The sequence below is a fragment of the Pseudarthrobacter sp. RHLT3-21 genome (assembly GCF_059383495.1).
On the sequence record NZ_JBWZCI010000001.1, the window covers coordinates 304,982 to 320,809 of the forward strand.

Below are 15,828 nucleotides of genomic sequence, written 5' to 3' on the forward strand. Positions count from 1 at the left end.
ATGACCTTAAGCGTTGCGCTCGGCCCTGATACACAGGAGGGCACCCGGACCGGGACAGAGGTGTCCACCGACTCCCTGACCGCCCCGGACATCCCTTGGAATCTGGTGATCTGGAACGATCCCGTCAACCTGATGAGCTATGTCAGCTACGTCTTCCAAAGCTACTTCGGCTATTCAGAGTCCAAGGCCAACAAGCTGATGATGGAAGTCCACAAGAAGGGCCGGTCCATTGTTGCCCACGGCAGCAAGGAACAGGTTGAGCGGCATGCCGTGGCCATGCACGGCTTCGGCCTCTGGGCCACCGTGGAGAAAGCCAGCGGCGGGAACGGTGGAAGTTCCAGAAACTCAGGAAAATCCGGCGGGTCCGGGCAGGGCAAGGGGAAACGTGGCTAAGGCTTTCAAAAACGGACTCAAGGGCATCACCGGGTTCCTGGAACCAGCCGAACGGGAGCTGCTCCGCAGCCTGATCGACGACGTCATCTCCATGCTCCAGCCGGCCGAAAACGCCAGCCAGGATCCGCTGGCCGCCCTGATCGGACTGGATATGGATGTCCAGGAGCCGACCGACCGCGCGGTTAAGCGGCTGCTGCCCAACGTGATGAAGAACGACGACGGCGCGTCCCTTGAGTTCCGCCAGCTCACCGAGCGCTCGCTGCGCGAAACCAAGATCGGCGCGCTGCGCGCCGCCGCGCTGGACCTGGACAAGGACGAAGTGGTCCTCACCGCCGAAGGGGCCAGACTCTGGTCCATGGCATTGAACGATGTGCGCCTGGTGCTTGCGGAGCGCCTGGACATCCGGGATGAAGAAGACGCCGGGCACGTGCACCTGATGCAGGACTGGTCCCAGGCCGAGGACGTGGAAAGTTACCTCGCACTGGTGTACAACTTCACCACGTGGCTGCAGGAATCCCTGGTCCAGGCGATGCTCCAGTCCCTGGATTCCCGGGCCTGATCTGCTGTTCTGTTCCGGGATGCGTCCGCCAATGTGACAAATTTGACATGAGTCCGGCCTCACAATGTGATGGCTGCGGCCCCGGGGAAGACCTATCCTCGAATAATCATGACTACAGCCTCGAGCATGGATCCGTCAGACGCAGCCGCATCGGACTCCGCAGCCAGCAGCACCACCGGCCCGGTGGGGTCCCGTCCCATCGGCGTCTTTGATTCCGGTGTCGGCGGACTGACTGTGGCGCGTTCCATCATCGACCAGCTCCCCAACGAGTCCATCCTTTATGTGGGGGATACCGCCAACGGGCCCTACGGGCCGTTGCCCATTGCCGAAGTCCGCGCCAACGCGCTGGGTGTGATGGACGAACTGGTGGACTCCGGCGTCAAGCTTCTGACCATTGCCTGCAACTCGGCGTCGGCCGCTGTCCTGCGGGACGCCCGCGAGCGGTACACCGCGAAATACGGCATTCCCGTCATCGAGGTGATCCAGCCGGCCGTCCGGAGGGCTGTCGCTGCCACGCGGAGCGGGCGTGTCGGCGTCATCGGTACCTCTGCCACCGTTGGTTCGCGGGCTTACGAAGACACGTTTGCCGCCGCGCCGGACCTGGCGATCACGTCCGTGGCCTGCCCGGAGTTCGTGAGCTACGTGGAGGCCGGGATCACCACCGGACCCGCCCTGCTGGCCCTCGCCGAAGAATACCTGGCGCCGTTGAAGGCGGCCGGCGTGGACACCGTGGTGCTGGGCTGCACACACTATCCGCTGCTGACCGGCGTCATTTCCTACGTGATGGGCGACGCCGTGACGCTGGTGTCCAGCGCCGAGGAAACGGCGAAGGACGTCTACCGGGCCCTCGCCACCCACGATCTTCAGCGCACCGCCGCGACACCGCCCGAACACCACTTCATCGCCACCGGCGACGCCGGCCAGTTCGAAACGCTGGCCCGCCGTTTCCTGGGCCCGGAGGTCCTGTCCGTCCGGCACGTGGACCACGTGGCGGCCCAGTACCCCACCGGCAGCCTGGCGCGGATCACCCCCGAGATGATCGCCGCCGCGCAGTCCGCCAGCGCCCGGCAGTCGTCGTCGGGACCCAGGATTTCGAACTTTGTGGGCGCCCACCGGGCCGGAGGTCCTGGCCTGTGAAGCTCACCATCGTCGGCTGCACCGGCTCCTTCCCCGGCCCGGGCTCCCCGGCGTCCTGCTACCTCCTGACCGCCAACGACGGCGAGCGGACGTGGAAAATCGTGATGGACCTTGGCAGCGGAGCCTTGGGCGCCATCCAGCGCTACACGGACCTTGAGGACATCGACGCGATCTTCCTGACCCACCTGCACCCGGACCACTGCATGGACCTGTGCGGCCTGCACGTGGCGGTCCGCTGGAAGCCCGGCGGCTGGGGACGCGGCAGGATTCCTGTGTGGGGCCCCGCCGCGACGGCAGACAGGATGGCCACCGCCTACGGCCTGGAGCTGGATCCGGGGATGCACGAGGAATTCGACTTCACCAACTGGACGGAACGGGAATCCGTCACGGTGGGGCCGTTCACGGTGACGCCGTTCGCGGTGAACCACCCCGTGGAGGAGGCCTACGCCCTGCGGGTGGAAGTGACCGAACCGGACAAGCAGGGCAACCCGGTCCGCCGGGTCCTGACCTATTCCGGGGACACCGATTCCTGCGCCGGGCTGGAGGAAGCGGCGAAGGATGCTGACCTGTTCCTGTGCGAGGCCGCGTTTGAGGAAGGCCGCGACGACGACATCAAGGATGTCCACCTGACCGGCAAGCGCGCCGGCGAGGCGGCCGAGCGCGCGGGCGCACGCCGGTTGCTGCTCACTCATATTCCGGTCTGGACATCGCCCACCACCGTCATGGCCGAAGCGCGCCCCGTGTTCGGCGGCGATGTGGCCGTTGCCGTGGCCGGTGTGCACTACACCGTTTGATCCGCTGCACCTCTGGTCCGCCGCTCTGCGTGGTCGACTGCTCTCGCTGCGGCGGGACGGTTCGCCGCGAGTCGATAAGCTAAAGGCATGACTTCTGAAGCAACTGCAGTGCCCGTAGTGCGCGCCGATGGCCGCGCCCCCGACCAGCTCCGCCCCATCAGCATCACCCGCGGATGGTCCAAGCAGGCCGAGGGATCGGCCCTCATCGAGTTCGGCAACACCAGGGTCCTGTGCACGGCGTCCCTGACGGCAGGGGTGCCGCGCTGGCTCAAGGGCGAAGGCCGCGGCTGGGTCACGGCGGAATACGCCATGCTTCCCCGGGCCACCAACACCCGTTCCGACCGCGAGTCCGTCAAGGGGAAAATCGGCGGGCGGACCCACGAGATTTCCCGGCTGATCGGACGCTCGCTGCGTTCCATCATTGACACCAAGGCCCTGGGCGAAAACACGATCGTCCTGGACTGCGACGTCCTCCAGGCCGACGGCGGAACCCGCACCGCGGCCATCACCGGCGCCTACGTGGCACTCGCGGACGCCATCCGTTTCGCCCGCGACAACAAACTGATCGCCAAGAACGCCCAGCCCCTGATCGACACGATCGCAGCCGTTTCGGTGGGCATCATCGACGGCGTGCCCATGCTGGACCTGCCCTACGTTGAAGACGTCCGCGCCGAAACCGACATGAACGTGGTGGTCACCGGCTCCGGGAAGTTCGTGGAGGTCCAGGGCACCGCAGAAGGCGCACCCTTCGACCGCGACGAGCTGAACCAGCTGCTGGACCTGGCACTCCTGGGCACCACCGCGCTGGCGGCGATCCAGCGCGAAACCCTCGCAGACGCACTGTGAACCAGAACGCTGTGAACGCTGAATCGGGTAGCGCGCCCGTACTTCGCCTCGTCCTGGCCACACACAACAAGGGCAAGCTCAAGGAGCTTCGCGAGCTGCTGCGCGGGCAGGTCCCCGGGCTCGACGTCGACACTCAGGTGGTGGACGCTGCGGCGGCAGGTGCGCCCGACGTCGTCGAAACCGGTGTGACCTTCGCCGAAAACTCGCTGTTGAAAGCGCGGGCCGTGGCCGAGGCCACGGGTCTGGTGGCCATTGCCGATGATTCGGGGCTGGCCGTGGACGTGCTGGGCGGGGCGCCGGGAATCTTTTCCGCGCGTTGGTCGGGCCGGCACGGTGACGACGCCGCCAACCTGAAGCTCTTGCTGGACCAGCTCGCCGATGTCCCGGACGGGCACCGGGGGGCCGCGTTTGTCTGCGCTGCGGCCCTGGCGGTCCCGGGACCGGGTGCCGGGAGCCGCGAAGTGGTGGAGTACGGCCAGCTTGAGGGGACCCTCCTGCGCGAGCCCCGCGGTGAGGGCGGCTTCGGTTACGACCCCGTGCTGCAGCCGGCCGGCGAGGAACGCAGCTGCGCAGAATTGTCAGCGGCGGAAAAGAACGCCATCAGCCACCGCGGGCAGGCCTTCCGGGCCCTGCTGCCGGCCATCGTCGACGCACTGGCGCGCCAGTAGGGCCCACGCCTGAAACGCCTTAACAGCTAAGGGAGCCCCACTATGGTAGGGCTCCCTTAGTTTTGCCTTGGATGCAGCGCCGGCCAGCGGCGCTTCAAGGATCTAGTCCAGGTTGGTCTTGCGCTCCTCGACGGGAGCGTGCTCTTCAATGAACTCGTCGACCGGATCCGTGCCGAATTTGGCAGCCTGGCGCTTGGCCGAGAGGCCGCGGAGTACTTCGATGCCGATCGGAATCACGGAGACTAACACGATGACGATGAAGATGATGTCGAGGTTCTCCCGGACCCACGGGACCCTGTCACCCAGCAGGTAGCCCAGCAGCGTGACGCCGCTGCCCCACAGGACCGCGCCGATCACGTTGAACAGGAAGAACTTCTTCTTGTCCATCTGGGCCACGCCAACGATCACGGGCACGAAGGTCCGGATGATCGGCACGAAGCGGGCGAGGATCAGGGCCTTGCCGCCGTGCTTTTCGAAGAAGGCGTGGGCGTTCTCCACGTTTTCGCGCTTGAAGAGGCGCGAGTTCGGCTTGTTGAAGATGGCGGGGCCGGCCTTGGAGCCGATCAGGTAGCCGGTCTGGTTGCCGATGATGGCGGAAATGGTGATCAGGAGCGCCAGGAGCCAGACATTGAACTGAATGGTGTCCGTTGCCACCAGCAGCCCTGCCGTGAACAGCATCGAGTCGCCGGGGAGGAAGAATCCCACCAGCAGGCCCGTCTCGGCAAAGACAATTCCGCAGACCAGCAGCACCACCCAGGGCGCAAGTGCGGGATCGGCCAGGAAAATCTGGGGGTTCAGCCAGTCGGGCAGGAAGGAGGCCAGCTGCGGCTGGACTGGTCCTGCACCACCCAGCATGGGCGCGGCAAGGTCGCTGATCGCAAGAAAGTTCACCTTCTCAGGGTACTTGACGCACCCCCGCCACCCGGCGTCGGACGCGTGATATGCGCGACAGGGCCGCCCCGTTGACACGGGAACGGCTCCGTCCAGCGGTAAAGTATGGGCCGTGGGTTTGGACTTTACGGCGATCGACTTCGAGACAGCCAATGGCTTCCGGGGTTCACCGTGCGCGGTTGGCCTGACGAAGGTGCGGGGCGGGCGCGTGGTGGATGAGGCGTCGTGGCTGATGCGTCCGCCGGTCAACCACGACCACTTCGAGTACCACAACGTCAGGGTCCACGGCATTCAGGCCACGGATGTGGCCGGCCTTCCCCGCTTCGGTGAGCTGTTCCCGGAGATTGGTGCCTTTATCGGGGGCGACATCCTGGCGGCGCATAACGCGGCCTTTGACCTGGGGGTGATCCGGTCAGGGCTTGAGGTCTCCGGCCTGCCCGGCCCTGCCTACGACTACGTCTGCACGGTGATGCTGTCCCGGCGCTGCTACTCCCTGGTCTCCAATTCCTTGCCGTTCGCCGCGGAGGAAGCCGGTGTGCCGCTGGTCAACCATCACGATGCCGCAGAAGACGCCCGTGCCTGCGCCGGCATCCTGATTGACATCGCTGCGCGGAACAACGCCAACAGCATTGCCGAGCTGTACCTGTCCCTGGGCCTGGTCCTGCCGCATCAGGAGGCGTTTGACCCGGCGCACGATGTCCTGTCCAAAGCCAGCCTGACCGCACTTGCAGGCGCCGCCGCCGGCGGAAACAGCGCCGCACTGGTGCGCCCGTTCCTGTCCGGGTGGCCGGAAGAGGGCGCCAACCCGGTCCCCAATGCCGACGCCGAACCCTCCCACCCGCTGTACGGCCAGACCGTTGTCTTCACCGGCGAGCTTTCCATGGCCCGGCCGGAAGCGAAGGTGCGTTCCGCGGAGCTGGGTGCCCGGCCGGAAAGCCGCGTGACGGCCCGTACTACGGTGCTGGTGGTGGGCGACGGTTTTGTGGCCTCGGACCTGCGGTCCGGCAGGCTGACCGGCAAGGCCCGGCGCGTCCTGGAGCTCCATGACCGCGGCCAGCCCATTGAAGTGCTCTCCGAAGGCGAGTTCCTGCAGATGGTGGGCGGCTGAGCCGTCCTGCTTTCACGCTTCACCGGATCCGGCTGCGCTGACCCGGCCCGCGTTCATCCGGCGCAACAATTCTTCCCTGCGGCAGGCCCTGCTCCTAGCCTTGCAGGATGAGCAAACTAACGGACGGCCAAACAACCGGAATCAACTGGTCCGCCGTGTTCGCCTTTCCCAACCCCGTCAATGAGTACACGGCCCGGATCACCGCCGGCCTCGTGGTGCTGCTGGCCGGCGCCACACTGCTGAGCGGGTCCGTCTGGGGACTGCTACTGATCGCCGCGGGCTTCTGGCTGCGGGTGCTGTTCGGGCCACGGATCTCGCCGCTGGCACTGCTCTCCGTCAAGGTCCTGGCGCCACGGATGGGCAGCGTACGCCTGGTTCCCGGACCGCCCAAGCGTTTTGCCCAAGGCATGGGAACGGTGGTGTCCACTACGGCGCTGATCCTGTTCCTTGCCGGTGCTGCCCCCGCAGCCTGGATTGCGCTGGCGGTTCTCATTGCGGCTGCCTCGCTGGAGGCTTTCGCCGGATTCTGCCTGGGCTGCATCATCTTCGGAGTGCTGCAGCGCCGGGGCCTGATCCCGGAGGACATCTGCGAGGCCTGCAACAACGTGGCGCTCAAGCGGTCGTAACGCCCACCAGCAGATCGGCCATGCCGCGGATGACGTCCGGCGCTTCGAGGGCGTCGAGCCATTCAGGGGGCAGGCACTCTTCGCCGTAATAGGCGCCCAGGATATTTCCCGCGATGGATCCCGTGGAATCGCTGCCGCCGCTGTGGTTGACGGCCAGCGCAATGGCCGCCCGGAAATGGCCTTGCGGCGACAGGGTGGAGTCCGCGCCGGGCGCTGTGGCCAGGACAGCGTAAAGCCCGACGGCGAACGCTTCCTCCGCGACCCATCCCTCGCCGAGCTGCCGAACCAGTTCCTCCGGCGACAGGACGCCTGTTCCCGCACAGCGGATGGCCGATTCGAGCCGCTCGGGAAGTTCCGCCGCCACATCCTTCAGGCCACGCACCTCCTCCAGGACCGCCGCCGCGGCGTCCGCCAGCGTGTCACCGGCCACCAGGCGGTGGACCAGCAGACTGAAGCTGCCGGCACTTTGCCGTGCGGACGGATGGCCGTGGGTCAGGGAGGCGGCGTCGGCACTCAACTTATAGACGGCGTCGGACGCTATGTAGGGAATCAGGCCGAACGGCGCGGACCGCATCACCGTTCCGCGGCCTTTCGACTCAGGGTTCACCGGCCGGTAGACCGTCCCCATTTCACCGGTGGCCAGTCCGCTGATGCACGTTTTTTCCGGGGCGCGGCGGCGCCTCAGCACCTCGTTGCCGTCGATCCACCGCGGCGGCTGAGCCGGGGCCTGCGGTGGTACAGACTCACCCTGTGTGTCCAGCCAGCGGAGATAGGCCAGCCACACGCAGGCGTTCGCATCGGCACCCACGCCGTCATTGGCCCATTCGAGCACCTCCACCAGCCCGTCCACGGTGTACAGCGTCAGCTGCGTGTCGTCCGAAAAGTGACTGCCGCCGTCGAGCGCTGCCAGGTCCGTCAGGCCCGCGGGGCCGAAGCGCTGGCGGATGGCCTCGATCGAGTCGAACGCCACCGCGTAGCCCAGCGAGTCTCCTAAGGCGCCGCCCAGGAGGCAGCCGTGGATGCGGGACTTCAGCGGGGGCGCGGCAACGGCGCCCGGTTCAATGCTCATGACAGTCAATTTACCGTGGGTCGTAGGTGGAACGCGCCGGGTGTGCCACGCCGTCCGTCCACTAAGCTCGGACTCAGCCAACGCCCAGAATCCCTTGGCAGAATGCAAAGGCACCACACCCCAACGATAAGGATTGCCCCACCATGACCACGCCTGTGCCCGTCCACCGTGATCCCGCCTCCGGGCTGACTGCCGGCAGCGGTGCCGAAATCCGGCACGGGCTGGTGTCCAGGCTGTCTGCAGAAGCCTTTGGCAGCCTTTTCATCGTGGTGGCAGGGCTGGGCGTCCCGCTGTTCTCCATCCCGCAGTCCAGCCCGCTGCCCGCCGCGCTCGCGGCAGGCCTCGCGGTGACCGCGGCGATGCTGGCCTTCGGCTACGTTTCCGGCGGACACTTCAACCCGGCGGTGACCGCTGGCCACGCCGTCGCCGGCCGGATCCGGCTCGGTGACGCCGCCGCGTACATCGGCGCGCAGTTGGTGGGCGGGCTTCTGGGCGCCCTCGCACTCTTCGGCATCCTGCGGACCCTGCCGGGCATCCAGGACACGCGGACGGCGTTCGACACCGTGACCGCCGGCTTCGGCGAACATTCCATCATCCAGGCGCCCCTCGCCGGCGTGCTCCTGCTGGAAGTACTCGGGGCCGCCATCCTGGTCGCAGTCTTCCTGGGCACCACCGCGCGCAACAACATCAACAAGACGGCGGCTGCCGTAGCCGTGGGCCTCGCCTTCGCCGTTCTGCTGCAGCTGGGCCTGTCCGTGGGCAACGCGCCGTTCAACCCCGCCCGCGCCACGGCCTCGGCCCTCTTCAGCTCCAGCTGGTCCCTCGAGCAGCTGTGGCTGTTCTGGGTTGCTCCCTTGGCAGGCGCGGGCATCGCCGGGCTGGTCTTCCGTGGGTTCGCCGAGCCGGTTGCTGCTGGTACGGATTCAGGCGCCGCCGGATCAGTGCTTGACGACAGCGCTGCCGACGACGTTGAGGATTTTGACGACGACGAGGATGCCGACGTCGACGCCGACGTCGCCGACGAGGCCGCTGCGGTGCCTGCCAAGGCAGCTGCCCCGGTGAAGCCCGCACAGGCCCATGCCACCGCGGACCGGCCGGACAGCCGCGACGAGGCCCAGGACTTCTTCGACGGAAAGCGCGGCTAGCTGGCCTGACTGGGCCACGGCCTGTTGCGGCGGTTTCCTAAACTGTCGGTGGCAGCCGCTAGCGTAAGAATATGCGGTTATTGCACACATCGGACTGGCACTTGGGCAGGTCCTTCCATGGCGTCGGGATGCTGGACGCCCAACGGTCATTTGTTGATCAGCTCGTCAGCGCCGTCACTGAAAACGCCGTCGACGTTGTCCTGATCGCCGGCGATGTCTACGACCGCGCCCTGCCCGGCGTCGACGTCGTGGGGCTGTTGGACGATGCCTTGGTGCGGCTGACGGCGGCCGGTGCCACGGTGGTGCTGACATCCGGCAACCACGACTCCGCCATCCGGCTGGGCTTCGCTTCCCGGCTGCTGGAACGTGGCGGCGTCCACCTGCGGACCAGGCTGGCGGACCTGGACCAGCCAGTCGTCCTGCCGCTGGGCATAAGTGATGGTGAGACGCCCGGCGCCATCCTGGCCATCTACGGAATCCCCTGGCTGGAACCGCGCCTCGTCGCCGAACAACTCGGTGCAGAAACCGCCAGCCACTTCGAAGTCACCCGCGCCGCCACTGACCGTATCCGGGCGGACCTCGCGCAGCGCCGCGCAGCGGGAACCGTCCATTCGGTGGTCCTCGCCCACACGTTCGTCAGCGGAGGCATCAGCTCAGACAGTGAGCGGGACCTCAGCATCGGGGGAGTCGGAGCGGTGCCTTTGGACCTGTTCGACGGATTCAGCTACACCGCGCTGGGGCACCTGCACGGCCGGCAGAGCCTGTCGCCGCAGGTCAGGTACTCCGGATCGCCCCTGGCCTACTCGTTCTCCGAAGCCAAGCACACCAAGGGAAGCTGGCTGATCGACGTCGGCCCGGACGGCGTGACCGGCGTATCGGAACTGATGTGGGAAGCCCCGCGGAAGCTGGCGGTGCTCCGCGGCCAAATCTCGGATCTCCTGGAGTCCGCAGAACATTCCTGGGCCGAAGGAGCGTACTGCCAGATCACCCTGACGGATGAGCAGCGGCCCGCGCAGGCCATGGAACGGCTGCGGGCCCGTTTTCCGGACACGCTGGTCCTGGGATTTGATCCGCAGGGCGGCGCCGTCAAGGCGTCCAAAAGCTACAGCAGCCGGCTCGCCGAAGCCCAGGATGATCTCTCGCTCTGCTGCGGATTCCTCGATCACGTGCGGGGGCGGGACGCGGACGACGCCGAGCAGTCGGCTATCGCCGCGGCGCTGGATAACGTACGCCTCAGGGAGGCATCGCTATGAGGATCCACCGCCTGGTCATCTCCGCCTTCGGGCCCTTTGCGGGCACCGAGGAAATCGACTTCGACAGGTTGAGCGCCCACGGGCTCTTCCTCCTCAACGGCCCCACCGGAGCAGGGAAGACCAGCGTGCTGGACGCCGTCTGCTTTGCGCTGTACGGATCCGTGCCCGGGGCGCGCCAGGAGGGTAAGCGCCTGCGCAGCGACCATGCCGAGCCGTCGCTCGAACCGGCGGTCACCTGCGAGTTTACCGCCCAGGGCCGCCACTTCGAAGTCACCAGGTCGCCGGCCTGGGACAAACCCAGCGCCCGGGGGAAGAACGGCTTCACCACACAGCAGGCCAAAACGCTCCTCCGGGAACGCACCAGCGGGACGTGGACGGAGAGATCCGGACGCAATGATGAAGCCGGCGCTGAAATCACCGCCCTGCTGGGAATGGACCGGGAACAGTTCACCCGCGTGGTGATGCTGCCCCAGGGCGATTTTGCCGCCTTCCTGCGGTCCAAGGCAGCCGACCGCCTGGAACTGCTGCAGAAGCTCTTTGGCACCCAGCGTTTCGAGGCACTGGAGCAGGAGTTGTCGGCGCAGGCCCAAGCCGCGCGGAACGATGTGGCCCGGCTGAACGGAGAGCTTGAGGTGCTGGCGGGTCGCGCTGAAGCAGAAGCCGCCGCGCTGGCCATCGATGATTCTGCAGCTCCTGCCCAGGAGGAATCGGCTGCCCGGATCGAATGGCTGCAGGAAACAGCGGCCCACCGCGCAGCGGAACTGGCCGCCGCCGCTGAGGCCGCGGCGGCCGTCAGCAGGCACACGTCAGGCCGGCTGGAGAACGAGTCCGCACGGCGGGAACGGCACCGCAAGCTGGCAGTCGCCGAGGCCCGGAAGGCAGCCGCTGAGGCGGCCCTGCCATCCCTGGAGCTACATGCCGTCCGGCTCGAACAACACCGCCGCGCCGAGGTGCTCACGGGACAGCTGCAGGCTGCCCAGTCCAGCCAGACCCAGGTCCGGCACGCGGCGGGAGCCGTGGAATCAGCCATCACACTGCTGCGGATGGCGGCGGACGAAGACCCCGAACTGGACCAGCTGGACCGTGGGGCCTTGGATGCGGCCCACGCCGATGCCGGGCTCTCCGCCGCAGGGGCGCTTGATATTGCTGGTGAGCTCGGGCGCCTCCGGTCCCTGTTGGCCGTTGTGGAAGCCAGATTGCCGGACGAGCAACGCCTGCATACACTGGTTGCCAGGCGCGCCGCGCTCACCACAAAGCAGCTGGAACTCACACAAAAGGACCTTGACCTGGGCGTTTCGCTGCAGGCCCTCCGCGCGGAGCAGGAAACCCTGACGGCTGGCCTGGAGCCCCTGGCGGAACTGGCCTCAGCTGCCATCCTGCGTGCCAAGGAAGCCGCTGCGGCTGGGGAACTTCTTGACGTCGTCCGGCGCTACGCAGCTGCACGTGCGGCGCAGACGCTCGCCACCGACCGCCACTCGGCGTCCCGGGAGATCCAGCTCGGGAAGAAACTCCGCTGGCTGGACCTGCGCGAGGAAAGACTCGCCAACGCCGCTGCCGAACTCGCTGCCCAGCTGGCCGAGGGGGAAGCCTGCCCCGTTTGCGGAAGTGCGGACCACCCGGCTCCCGCGGAGGCTGCGGCGTCAGCGCTGGGCCTCAGCCAGGCCGAGGAAGCCGCCCAGCAGGACCATGAGGCCGCAGAGACAAAGCTGGCAGCACGGGCCCGTGAGTTGGGCGACGCGAACCAGTTGGTGGCTGTCCTTAAAGGCCAGGGCGGGGACACGCCCGAAGAGGATGCGATGACTGCCTTCGAGTCTGCCCGCACCGCCGCCGGAGAGTCGCAGCTGGCGGTGAAGAACCTCGCGGACCTCCGGCAGCAGCTTGAGGCCGCGGAGGCCCGAATTGCGGCAGCGGATTCCGCCAGGCACAGCGCAGCATCCGAACTCGCGCAGGTCACCGCTGAATTGTCGGGACTGGTGGACCAGCTGGCGTCCCTTGACAGCGCACTCTCTGTGCTGCGTGGCGGTCATCGCAGCCTCACGCACAGGCTGCGGTCGCTGCAGGACGCCGCCGCCACGTTGGAGAAGGCCGTGGAGGCCCAAGCCTTGCTCAGCAGAGCCAAGGCCAGGGCCGAGGAAGCACGGATCCAGCTTGAACTGGCGTTGCCGGACGCTGGCTTCAGCTCGGCGGAGGTGGCTCGCGCACAGCTGCTTTCGAATGCTGATGCTGCTGCCCTGCAGGCCGAGGTCCGGGCCGGCCAGGACGAACAGGCGCGGATTGCAGAGCTGTTCGCATCCGAGGATCTGCTGCTGGCACTGACTGAAGAGGCAGCCCATCCCCTGGTGGACGAAGCCCTCCTCGCGGAACTGCAAGTTGCCGCGGAGCAGGCCGGGCAGGAGGCACGGGTCGCCGATCTCGCCGCCGGCATGGCCGTGCGCTGTGTGGAATCGCTGGCCGCTATCCGCAACGACTACCAACAGCTGGCCGGTTCCGGGCGCGTTCCCCGGGAACGCGCCCAGCTGCTGACAGGCCTGGCTGATACCGCCGCAGGCCGTGGAGACAACACTTACCGCATGAGCCTGAACAGCTACGTCCTCGCGGCACGGCTTGAACAAGTGGCGTTGGCTGCTTCCGAACGCCTGGTCGCCATGAGCGATGGCCGCTACCTGCTCCAGCATTCAGACGCCAAGGCCGCGCGCGGCGCCAAATCCGGGTTGGGCCTGGAAGTGGTAGACCAGTGGACCGGACACCGCCGGGACACCTCCACCCTTTCCGGCGGTGAATCCTTTATGGCGTCCCTGTCCCTCGCCCTGGGGCTGGCAGACGTTGTGCAGCAGGAATCCGGCGGCATCCAGATCGAGACGCTTTTTGTAGACGAGGGTTTCGGCAGCCTGGACGAACAATCCCTGGAACAGGTCATGGATGCCCTCGAAGGCCTTCGGGACGGCGGGCGCGTTGTGGGTCTGGTCAGCCATGTGGGGGAGATGAAACAGCGCATCGGAACCCAACTCCAGGTTCTCAAGGGCCGGAACGGTTCCACGCTCCGCATTTCCGACGCCGCCGAGGCTCTGGTGTGACGGCGGCCATGCCGGGCTGGACTGGGCCTAACCGGCCTATATAATTGGACAGTTACCGGGTCGCGCGCATCGGGAGGAGGGACGATGCGCATTACTGAACGAGCCCGGAACCTTGAACTCTTCCACAACGTCCTCCCTGCCCGCTTCCCTGGAAGCGCCTCTCACTCCTGACACTGCGCCGGCCTCCGCTGCGCTGGTTCCGCCCACGGGGCGGTTCGCCAGGCTCCCGCACCTCGCCGGCCGCAGCTTTATCCCCCTGGGCCTGTTCGCCCGGCTGCCCCTGGCCATGCTTACCGTCGGCGCCCTGACCCTGGTCACATCCGTGACCGGCTCCTACGCGCTGGGTGGCACTGCCGCAGGTGCTGTGGGGATCGGCTCGGCCCTCGGCGCCCCGGTCCTTGGTGCCCTCGCAGACCGAAGGGGGCAGCGGCCCGTCCTCCTGGTTGCGGCGGTGCTCAACACGATGGCGGTCCTGGCACTGATCGGCACGGCCTGGGCTGCGCCCGAAGCCGGATCCTTTCCCGTGGCCGTGATCGCCGCCGCGTTTCTCGCGGGTGCCAGCTGCCCGCAGGTAGGGCCGCTGGCCAGGGTGCGCTGGATGGCGCTCACCTCGAGGGGCAAGGGAGCGAAGGCCGGCAGGGACCTGGACACGGCCCTGTCTTACGAGGGCACAGCCGATGAGCTGACGTTCGTCCTGGGGCCGGCCCTGGTGGGAATCCTGGCCAGCCTGGTGGCCCCTTGGCTGCCGTTGGCCCTGGCCGCGGCCATGACCATCACGCTGGTGCCCGCCTTTGCCGTGCACTCCACCCACAAGGCGGTTCCCCTGAACCGGGGCTCCGCAGCCTCGCGCAAGGCAGCCAGGATTCCCGCCGTCGTCGCACTGCCCGTCCTGGCGATGGTGGCCATGGGCACCTTCTTCGGGTCCGCCCAGACGGCCTTGAGCTCCTTCTCCGCGAGTTTCGCCACCTCCGAAATCGCCGGACTGCTGTATGCGGTCATGGGATTGAGTTCTGCCGCCGCAGCCCTGTCCGTGGCGTACTGGCCCCAGCGTTTCACCCCGGCCGCCCGGTGGCTGGTCAGCGCGACGCTGATGACAGTGCTTGCGTTGCTGCTTCTGGTGCCGGGATCGTTGGGCGGCATGGTCGCGGTGCTTCTGGTCCTGGGATTGCCGGTGGGTCCCGTGATGGTCACGGTGTTCGCGATCGGAGGCCTGGTGGCGCCGGTAGAACGGCTGGGGACCGTGATGACAGCTCTGGCGAGCGGGATCGTGGCGGGAACCGCACTGGGGGCCGCCGTTGGTGGCCAGCTCGCGCAGGCCCACGGCTACCACACCGCATTCATTGTGCCTGTGGTTGCCGCAGGCGGACTGCTGGTGCTTGGCGCCGCGGCTGTGGCCATTCTCCACAAACGCCACTAGCCGACGCCGGGCCACGGCCGCGTGTGTGGTGGTCAGCCCAGCTGGGCCTCAATGCGCCCGGCGCCAGCCATCAGTGCAGCGGCGATTTCATCCGGATTCTGGGCTGCCCGGATGTAAACAACGGCCAGCGCGGCAGGCCGGCCACCAGGGACCCTGACCGGAACTGCCACGGAGGAGACGCCGGCGATGACTTCGTCATGGCTGGCGGCATAGCCCACGCGCCGCGCGGTTCCGGCCTCAGGCCGGTAGGGGGTCCCCGGGGCGGCCGCATGCCAATCCGCTTCTGAATACGCTGACTGGATCGCGATTCCAGGCGCGCCGGCGCTGATGGGATGCCTGGAACCGGGGTGCTGGACGATCGCGGCTCCGGTGTGCCGCGGGTCCACAGTGACCAGGGTGACGCAGTCATCGCGGTCCCACACGGCCACAAAGGCGCTCATGGTCAGGGCATTCGCGAGTTGGGTCAGTTCCGGCAGCGCCGCCGTCTGCAGGTTGCGGGCAACGCCCCGCGCCAGGACAGCGAGCCCGGGTCCTGGCTGGACTTTGCCCGCGTCATCGCGCACCAGTAAGGAGTGGTCCTCCAGGGTCCGCAGGATCCGGTAGGCCACGGAACGGTGAACCCCCATGGCGTCTGCAAGTTCCGCAATGGTCAATGGAGCCTGCGCCGCGGCCAGGATTTCCAGTGCCCGGATTCCGCGCGAAAGGGTCTGGGACGGCGAAGCCTGGGCTGCTCCGGCAGGGACTGCGGTGGGGGTCATGGATTCCATCCTAGGCGGCTGCACGGGCGCTGCCCGTGTGCCGTCTTGGTGCTTCGCGCACTCGGACTGTGTTGTGATTTCGAAAAGCTG

Annotated in this window: 15 protein-coding genes; 12 read left to right on the forward strand and 3 right to left on the reverse strand. The window is 67.3% G+C overall.

Annotation, left to right across the window (positions count from 1 at the left end; genetic code table 11):
- From clpS to rdgB, 6 genes are all read left to right on the forward strand, one after another.
- Nucleotides 1-393 (forward strand): ATP-dependent Clp protease adapter ClpS, encoded by a 393-nt coding sequence (gene clpS, locus AC50YA_RS01395; protein WP_494980603.1) that lies wholly within the window; start codon nucleotides 1-3, stop codon nucleotides 391-393.
- The gene (locus AC50YA_RS01400) at nucleotides 386-952 is read left to right on the forward strand and encodes a DUF2017 domain-containing protein (RefSeq protein ID WP_494980604.1); all 567 of its coding nucleotides are present in this window, start codon (nucleotides 386-388) and stop codon (nucleotides 950-952) included. The genes clpS and AC50YA_RS01400 overlap by 8 nt, the downstream gene beginning before the upstream one ends.
- A 126-nt stretch (nucleotides 953-1,078) precedes the next feature.
- Nucleotides 1,079-2,089 (forward strand): glutamate racemase, encoded by a 1,011-nt coding sequence (gene murI, locus AC50YA_RS01405; RefSeq protein ID WP_494980605.1) that lies wholly within the window; start codon nucleotides 1,079-1,081, stop codon nucleotides 2,087-2,089.
- Nucleotides 2,086-2,883: an MBL fold metallo-hydrolase gene (locus tag AC50YA_RS01410; RefSeq protein ID WP_494980606.1), complete on the forward strand. Its 798-nt coding sequence runs from the start codon at nucleotides 2,086-2,088 to the stop codon at nucleotides 2,881-2,883. The genes murI and AC50YA_RS01410 overlap by 4 nt, the downstream gene beginning before the upstream one ends.
- Before the next feature lie 87 nt (nucleotides 2,884-2,970).
- Nucleotides 2,971-3,729, forward strand: a complete 759-nt coding sequence (gene rph / locus AC50YA_RS01415) for a ribonuclease PH (RefSeq protein ID WP_058932038.1) — start codon at nucleotides 2,971-2,973, stop codon at nucleotides 3,727-3,729.
- Nucleotides 3,726-4,397, forward strand: coding sequence for an RdgB/HAM1 family non-canonical purine NTP pyrophosphatase (gene rdgB, locus AC50YA_RS01420; protein WP_494980607.1), 672 nt, complete (start codon nucleotides 3,726-3,728; stop codon nucleotides 4,395-4,397). The genes rph and rdgB overlap by 4 nt, the downstream gene beginning before the upstream one ends.
- Before the next feature lie 102 nt (nucleotides 4,398-4,499).
- Here rdgB and AC50YA_RS01425 read toward each other — a convergent pair whose 3' ends face one another.
- On the reverse strand, nucleotides 4,500-5,273 hold the full coding sequence (locus AC50YA_RS01425) for a DedA family protein (RefSeq protein WP_494980830.1): 774 nt from the start codon (nucleotides 5,271-5,273) through the stop codon (nucleotides 4,500-4,502).
- 127 nt (nucleotides 5,274-5,400) lie between these two features.
- On the opposite strand from AC50YA_RS01425, the gene AC50YA_RS01430 reads away from it, so the two are divergent.
- Together AC50YA_RS01430 and AC50YA_RS01435 are read left to right on the forward strand one after the other, a co-directional pair.
- The gene (locus AC50YA_RS01430) at nucleotides 5,401-6,396 is read left to right on the forward strand and encodes a 3'-5' exonuclease (RefSeq protein ID WP_494980608.1); all 996 of its coding nucleotides are present in this window, start codon (nucleotides 5,401-5,403) and stop codon (nucleotides 6,394-6,396) included.
- Nucleotides 6,397-6,503: 107 nt separating this feature from the next.
- The gene (locus tag AC50YA_RS01435) at nucleotides 6,504-7,022 is read left to right on the forward strand and encodes a DUF4395 domain-containing protein (RefSeq protein WP_494980609.1); all 519 of its coding nucleotides are present in this window, start codon (nucleotides 6,504-6,506) and stop codon (nucleotides 7,020-7,022) included.
- On the opposite strand, the gene AC50YA_RS01440 is transcribed toward AC50YA_RS01435, so the two are convergent.
- Nucleotides 7,009-8,091 (reverse strand): ADP-ribosylglycohydrolase family protein, encoded by a 1,083-nt coding sequence (locus tag AC50YA_RS01440; protein WP_494980610.1) that lies wholly within the window; start codon nucleotides 8,089-8,091, stop codon nucleotides 7,009-7,011. The two genes, AC50YA_RS01435 and AC50YA_RS01440, sit on opposite strands and share 14 nt — an antisense overlap.
- Before the next feature lie 143 nt (nucleotides 8,092-8,234).
- On the opposite strand from AC50YA_RS01440, the gene AC50YA_RS01445 reads away from it, so the two are divergent.
- From AC50YA_RS01445 to AC50YA_RS01460, 4 genes are all read left to right on the forward strand, one after another.
- The gene (locus AC50YA_RS01445; RefSeq protein ID WP_494980611.1) at nucleotides 8,235-9,236 is read left to right on the forward strand and encodes an MIP/aquaporin family protein; all 1,002 of its coding nucleotides are present in this window, start codon (nucleotides 8,235-8,237) and stop codon (nucleotides 9,234-9,236) included.
- A gap of 71 nt (nucleotides 9,237-9,307) precedes the next feature.
- Nucleotides 9,308-10,489 (forward strand): exonuclease SbcCD subunit D, encoded by a 1,182-nt coding sequence (locus AC50YA_RS01450; protein ID WP_494980612.1) that lies wholly within the window; start codon nucleotides 9,308-9,310, stop codon nucleotides 10,487-10,489.
- On the forward strand, nucleotides 10,486-13,563 hold the full coding sequence (locus AC50YA_RS01455) for an AAA family ATPase (RefSeq protein WP_494980613.1): 3,078 nt from the start codon (nucleotides 10,486-10,488) through the stop codon (nucleotides 13,561-13,563). Before AC50YA_RS01450 ends, AC50YA_RS01455 begins: the two co-directional genes overlap by 4 nt.
- A gap of 112 nt (nucleotides 13,564-13,675) precedes the next feature.
- On the forward strand, nucleotides 13,676-14,980 hold the full coding sequence (locus AC50YA_RS01460) for an MFS transporter (protein ID WP_494980614.1): 1,305 nt from the start codon (nucleotides 13,676-13,678) through the stop codon (nucleotides 14,978-14,980).
- Between the two features lie 32 nt (nucleotides 14,981-15,012).
- Here the strand turns inward: AC50YA_RS01460 and AC50YA_RS01465 are convergent, their stop codons facing one another.
- A complete protein-coding gene (locus AC50YA_RS01465; protein WP_494980615.1) occupies nucleotides 15,013-15,738 on the reverse strand; it encodes an IclR family transcriptional regulator in 726 nt (241 codons plus the stop codon).
- Nucleotides 15,739-15,828: the final 90 nt, after the last annotated feature.

What these genes read in the sequence shown, in the direction of transcription:
- clpS (WP_494980603.1), top strand. Translation starts at nt 1, where the DNA reads ATGACCTTAAGCGTTGCGCTCGGCCCTGATACACAGGAGGGCACCCGG.
- murI (WP_494980605.1), top strand. Translation starts at nt 1,079, where the DNA reads ATGGATCCGTCAGACGCAGCCGCATCGGACTCCGCAGCCAGCAGCACC.
- rph (WP_058932038.1), top strand. Translation starts at nt 2,971, where the DNA reads ATGACTTCTGAAGCAACTGCAGTGCCCGTAGTGCGCGCCGATGGCCGC.
- AC50YA_RS01435 (WP_494980609.1), top strand. Translation starts at nt 6,504, where the DNA reads ATGAGCAAACTAACGGACGGCCAAACAACCGGAATCAACTGGTCCGCC.
- AC50YA_RS01440 (WP_494980610.1), bottom strand. Translation starts at nt 8,091, where the DNA reads ATGAGCATTGAACCGGGCGCCGTTGCCGCGCCCCCGCTGAAGTCCCGC.
- AC50YA_RS01445 (WP_494980611.1), top strand. Translation starts at nt 8,235, where the DNA reads ATGACCACGCCTGTGCCCGTCCACCGTGATCCCGCCTCCGGGCTGACT.
- AC50YA_RS01450 (WP_494980612.1), top strand. Translation starts at nt 9,308, where the DNA reads ATGCGGTTATTGCACACATCGGACTGGCACTTGGGCAGGTCCTTCCAT.
- AC50YA_RS01455 (WP_494980613.1), top strand. Translation starts at nt 10,486, where the DNA reads ATGAGGATCCACCGCCTGGTCATCTCCGCCTTCGGGCCCTTTGCGGGC.
- AC50YA_RS01465 (WP_494980615.1), bottom strand. Translation starts at nt 15,738, where the DNA reads ATGACCCCCACCGCAGTCCCTGCCGGAGCAGCCCAGGCTTCGCCGTCC.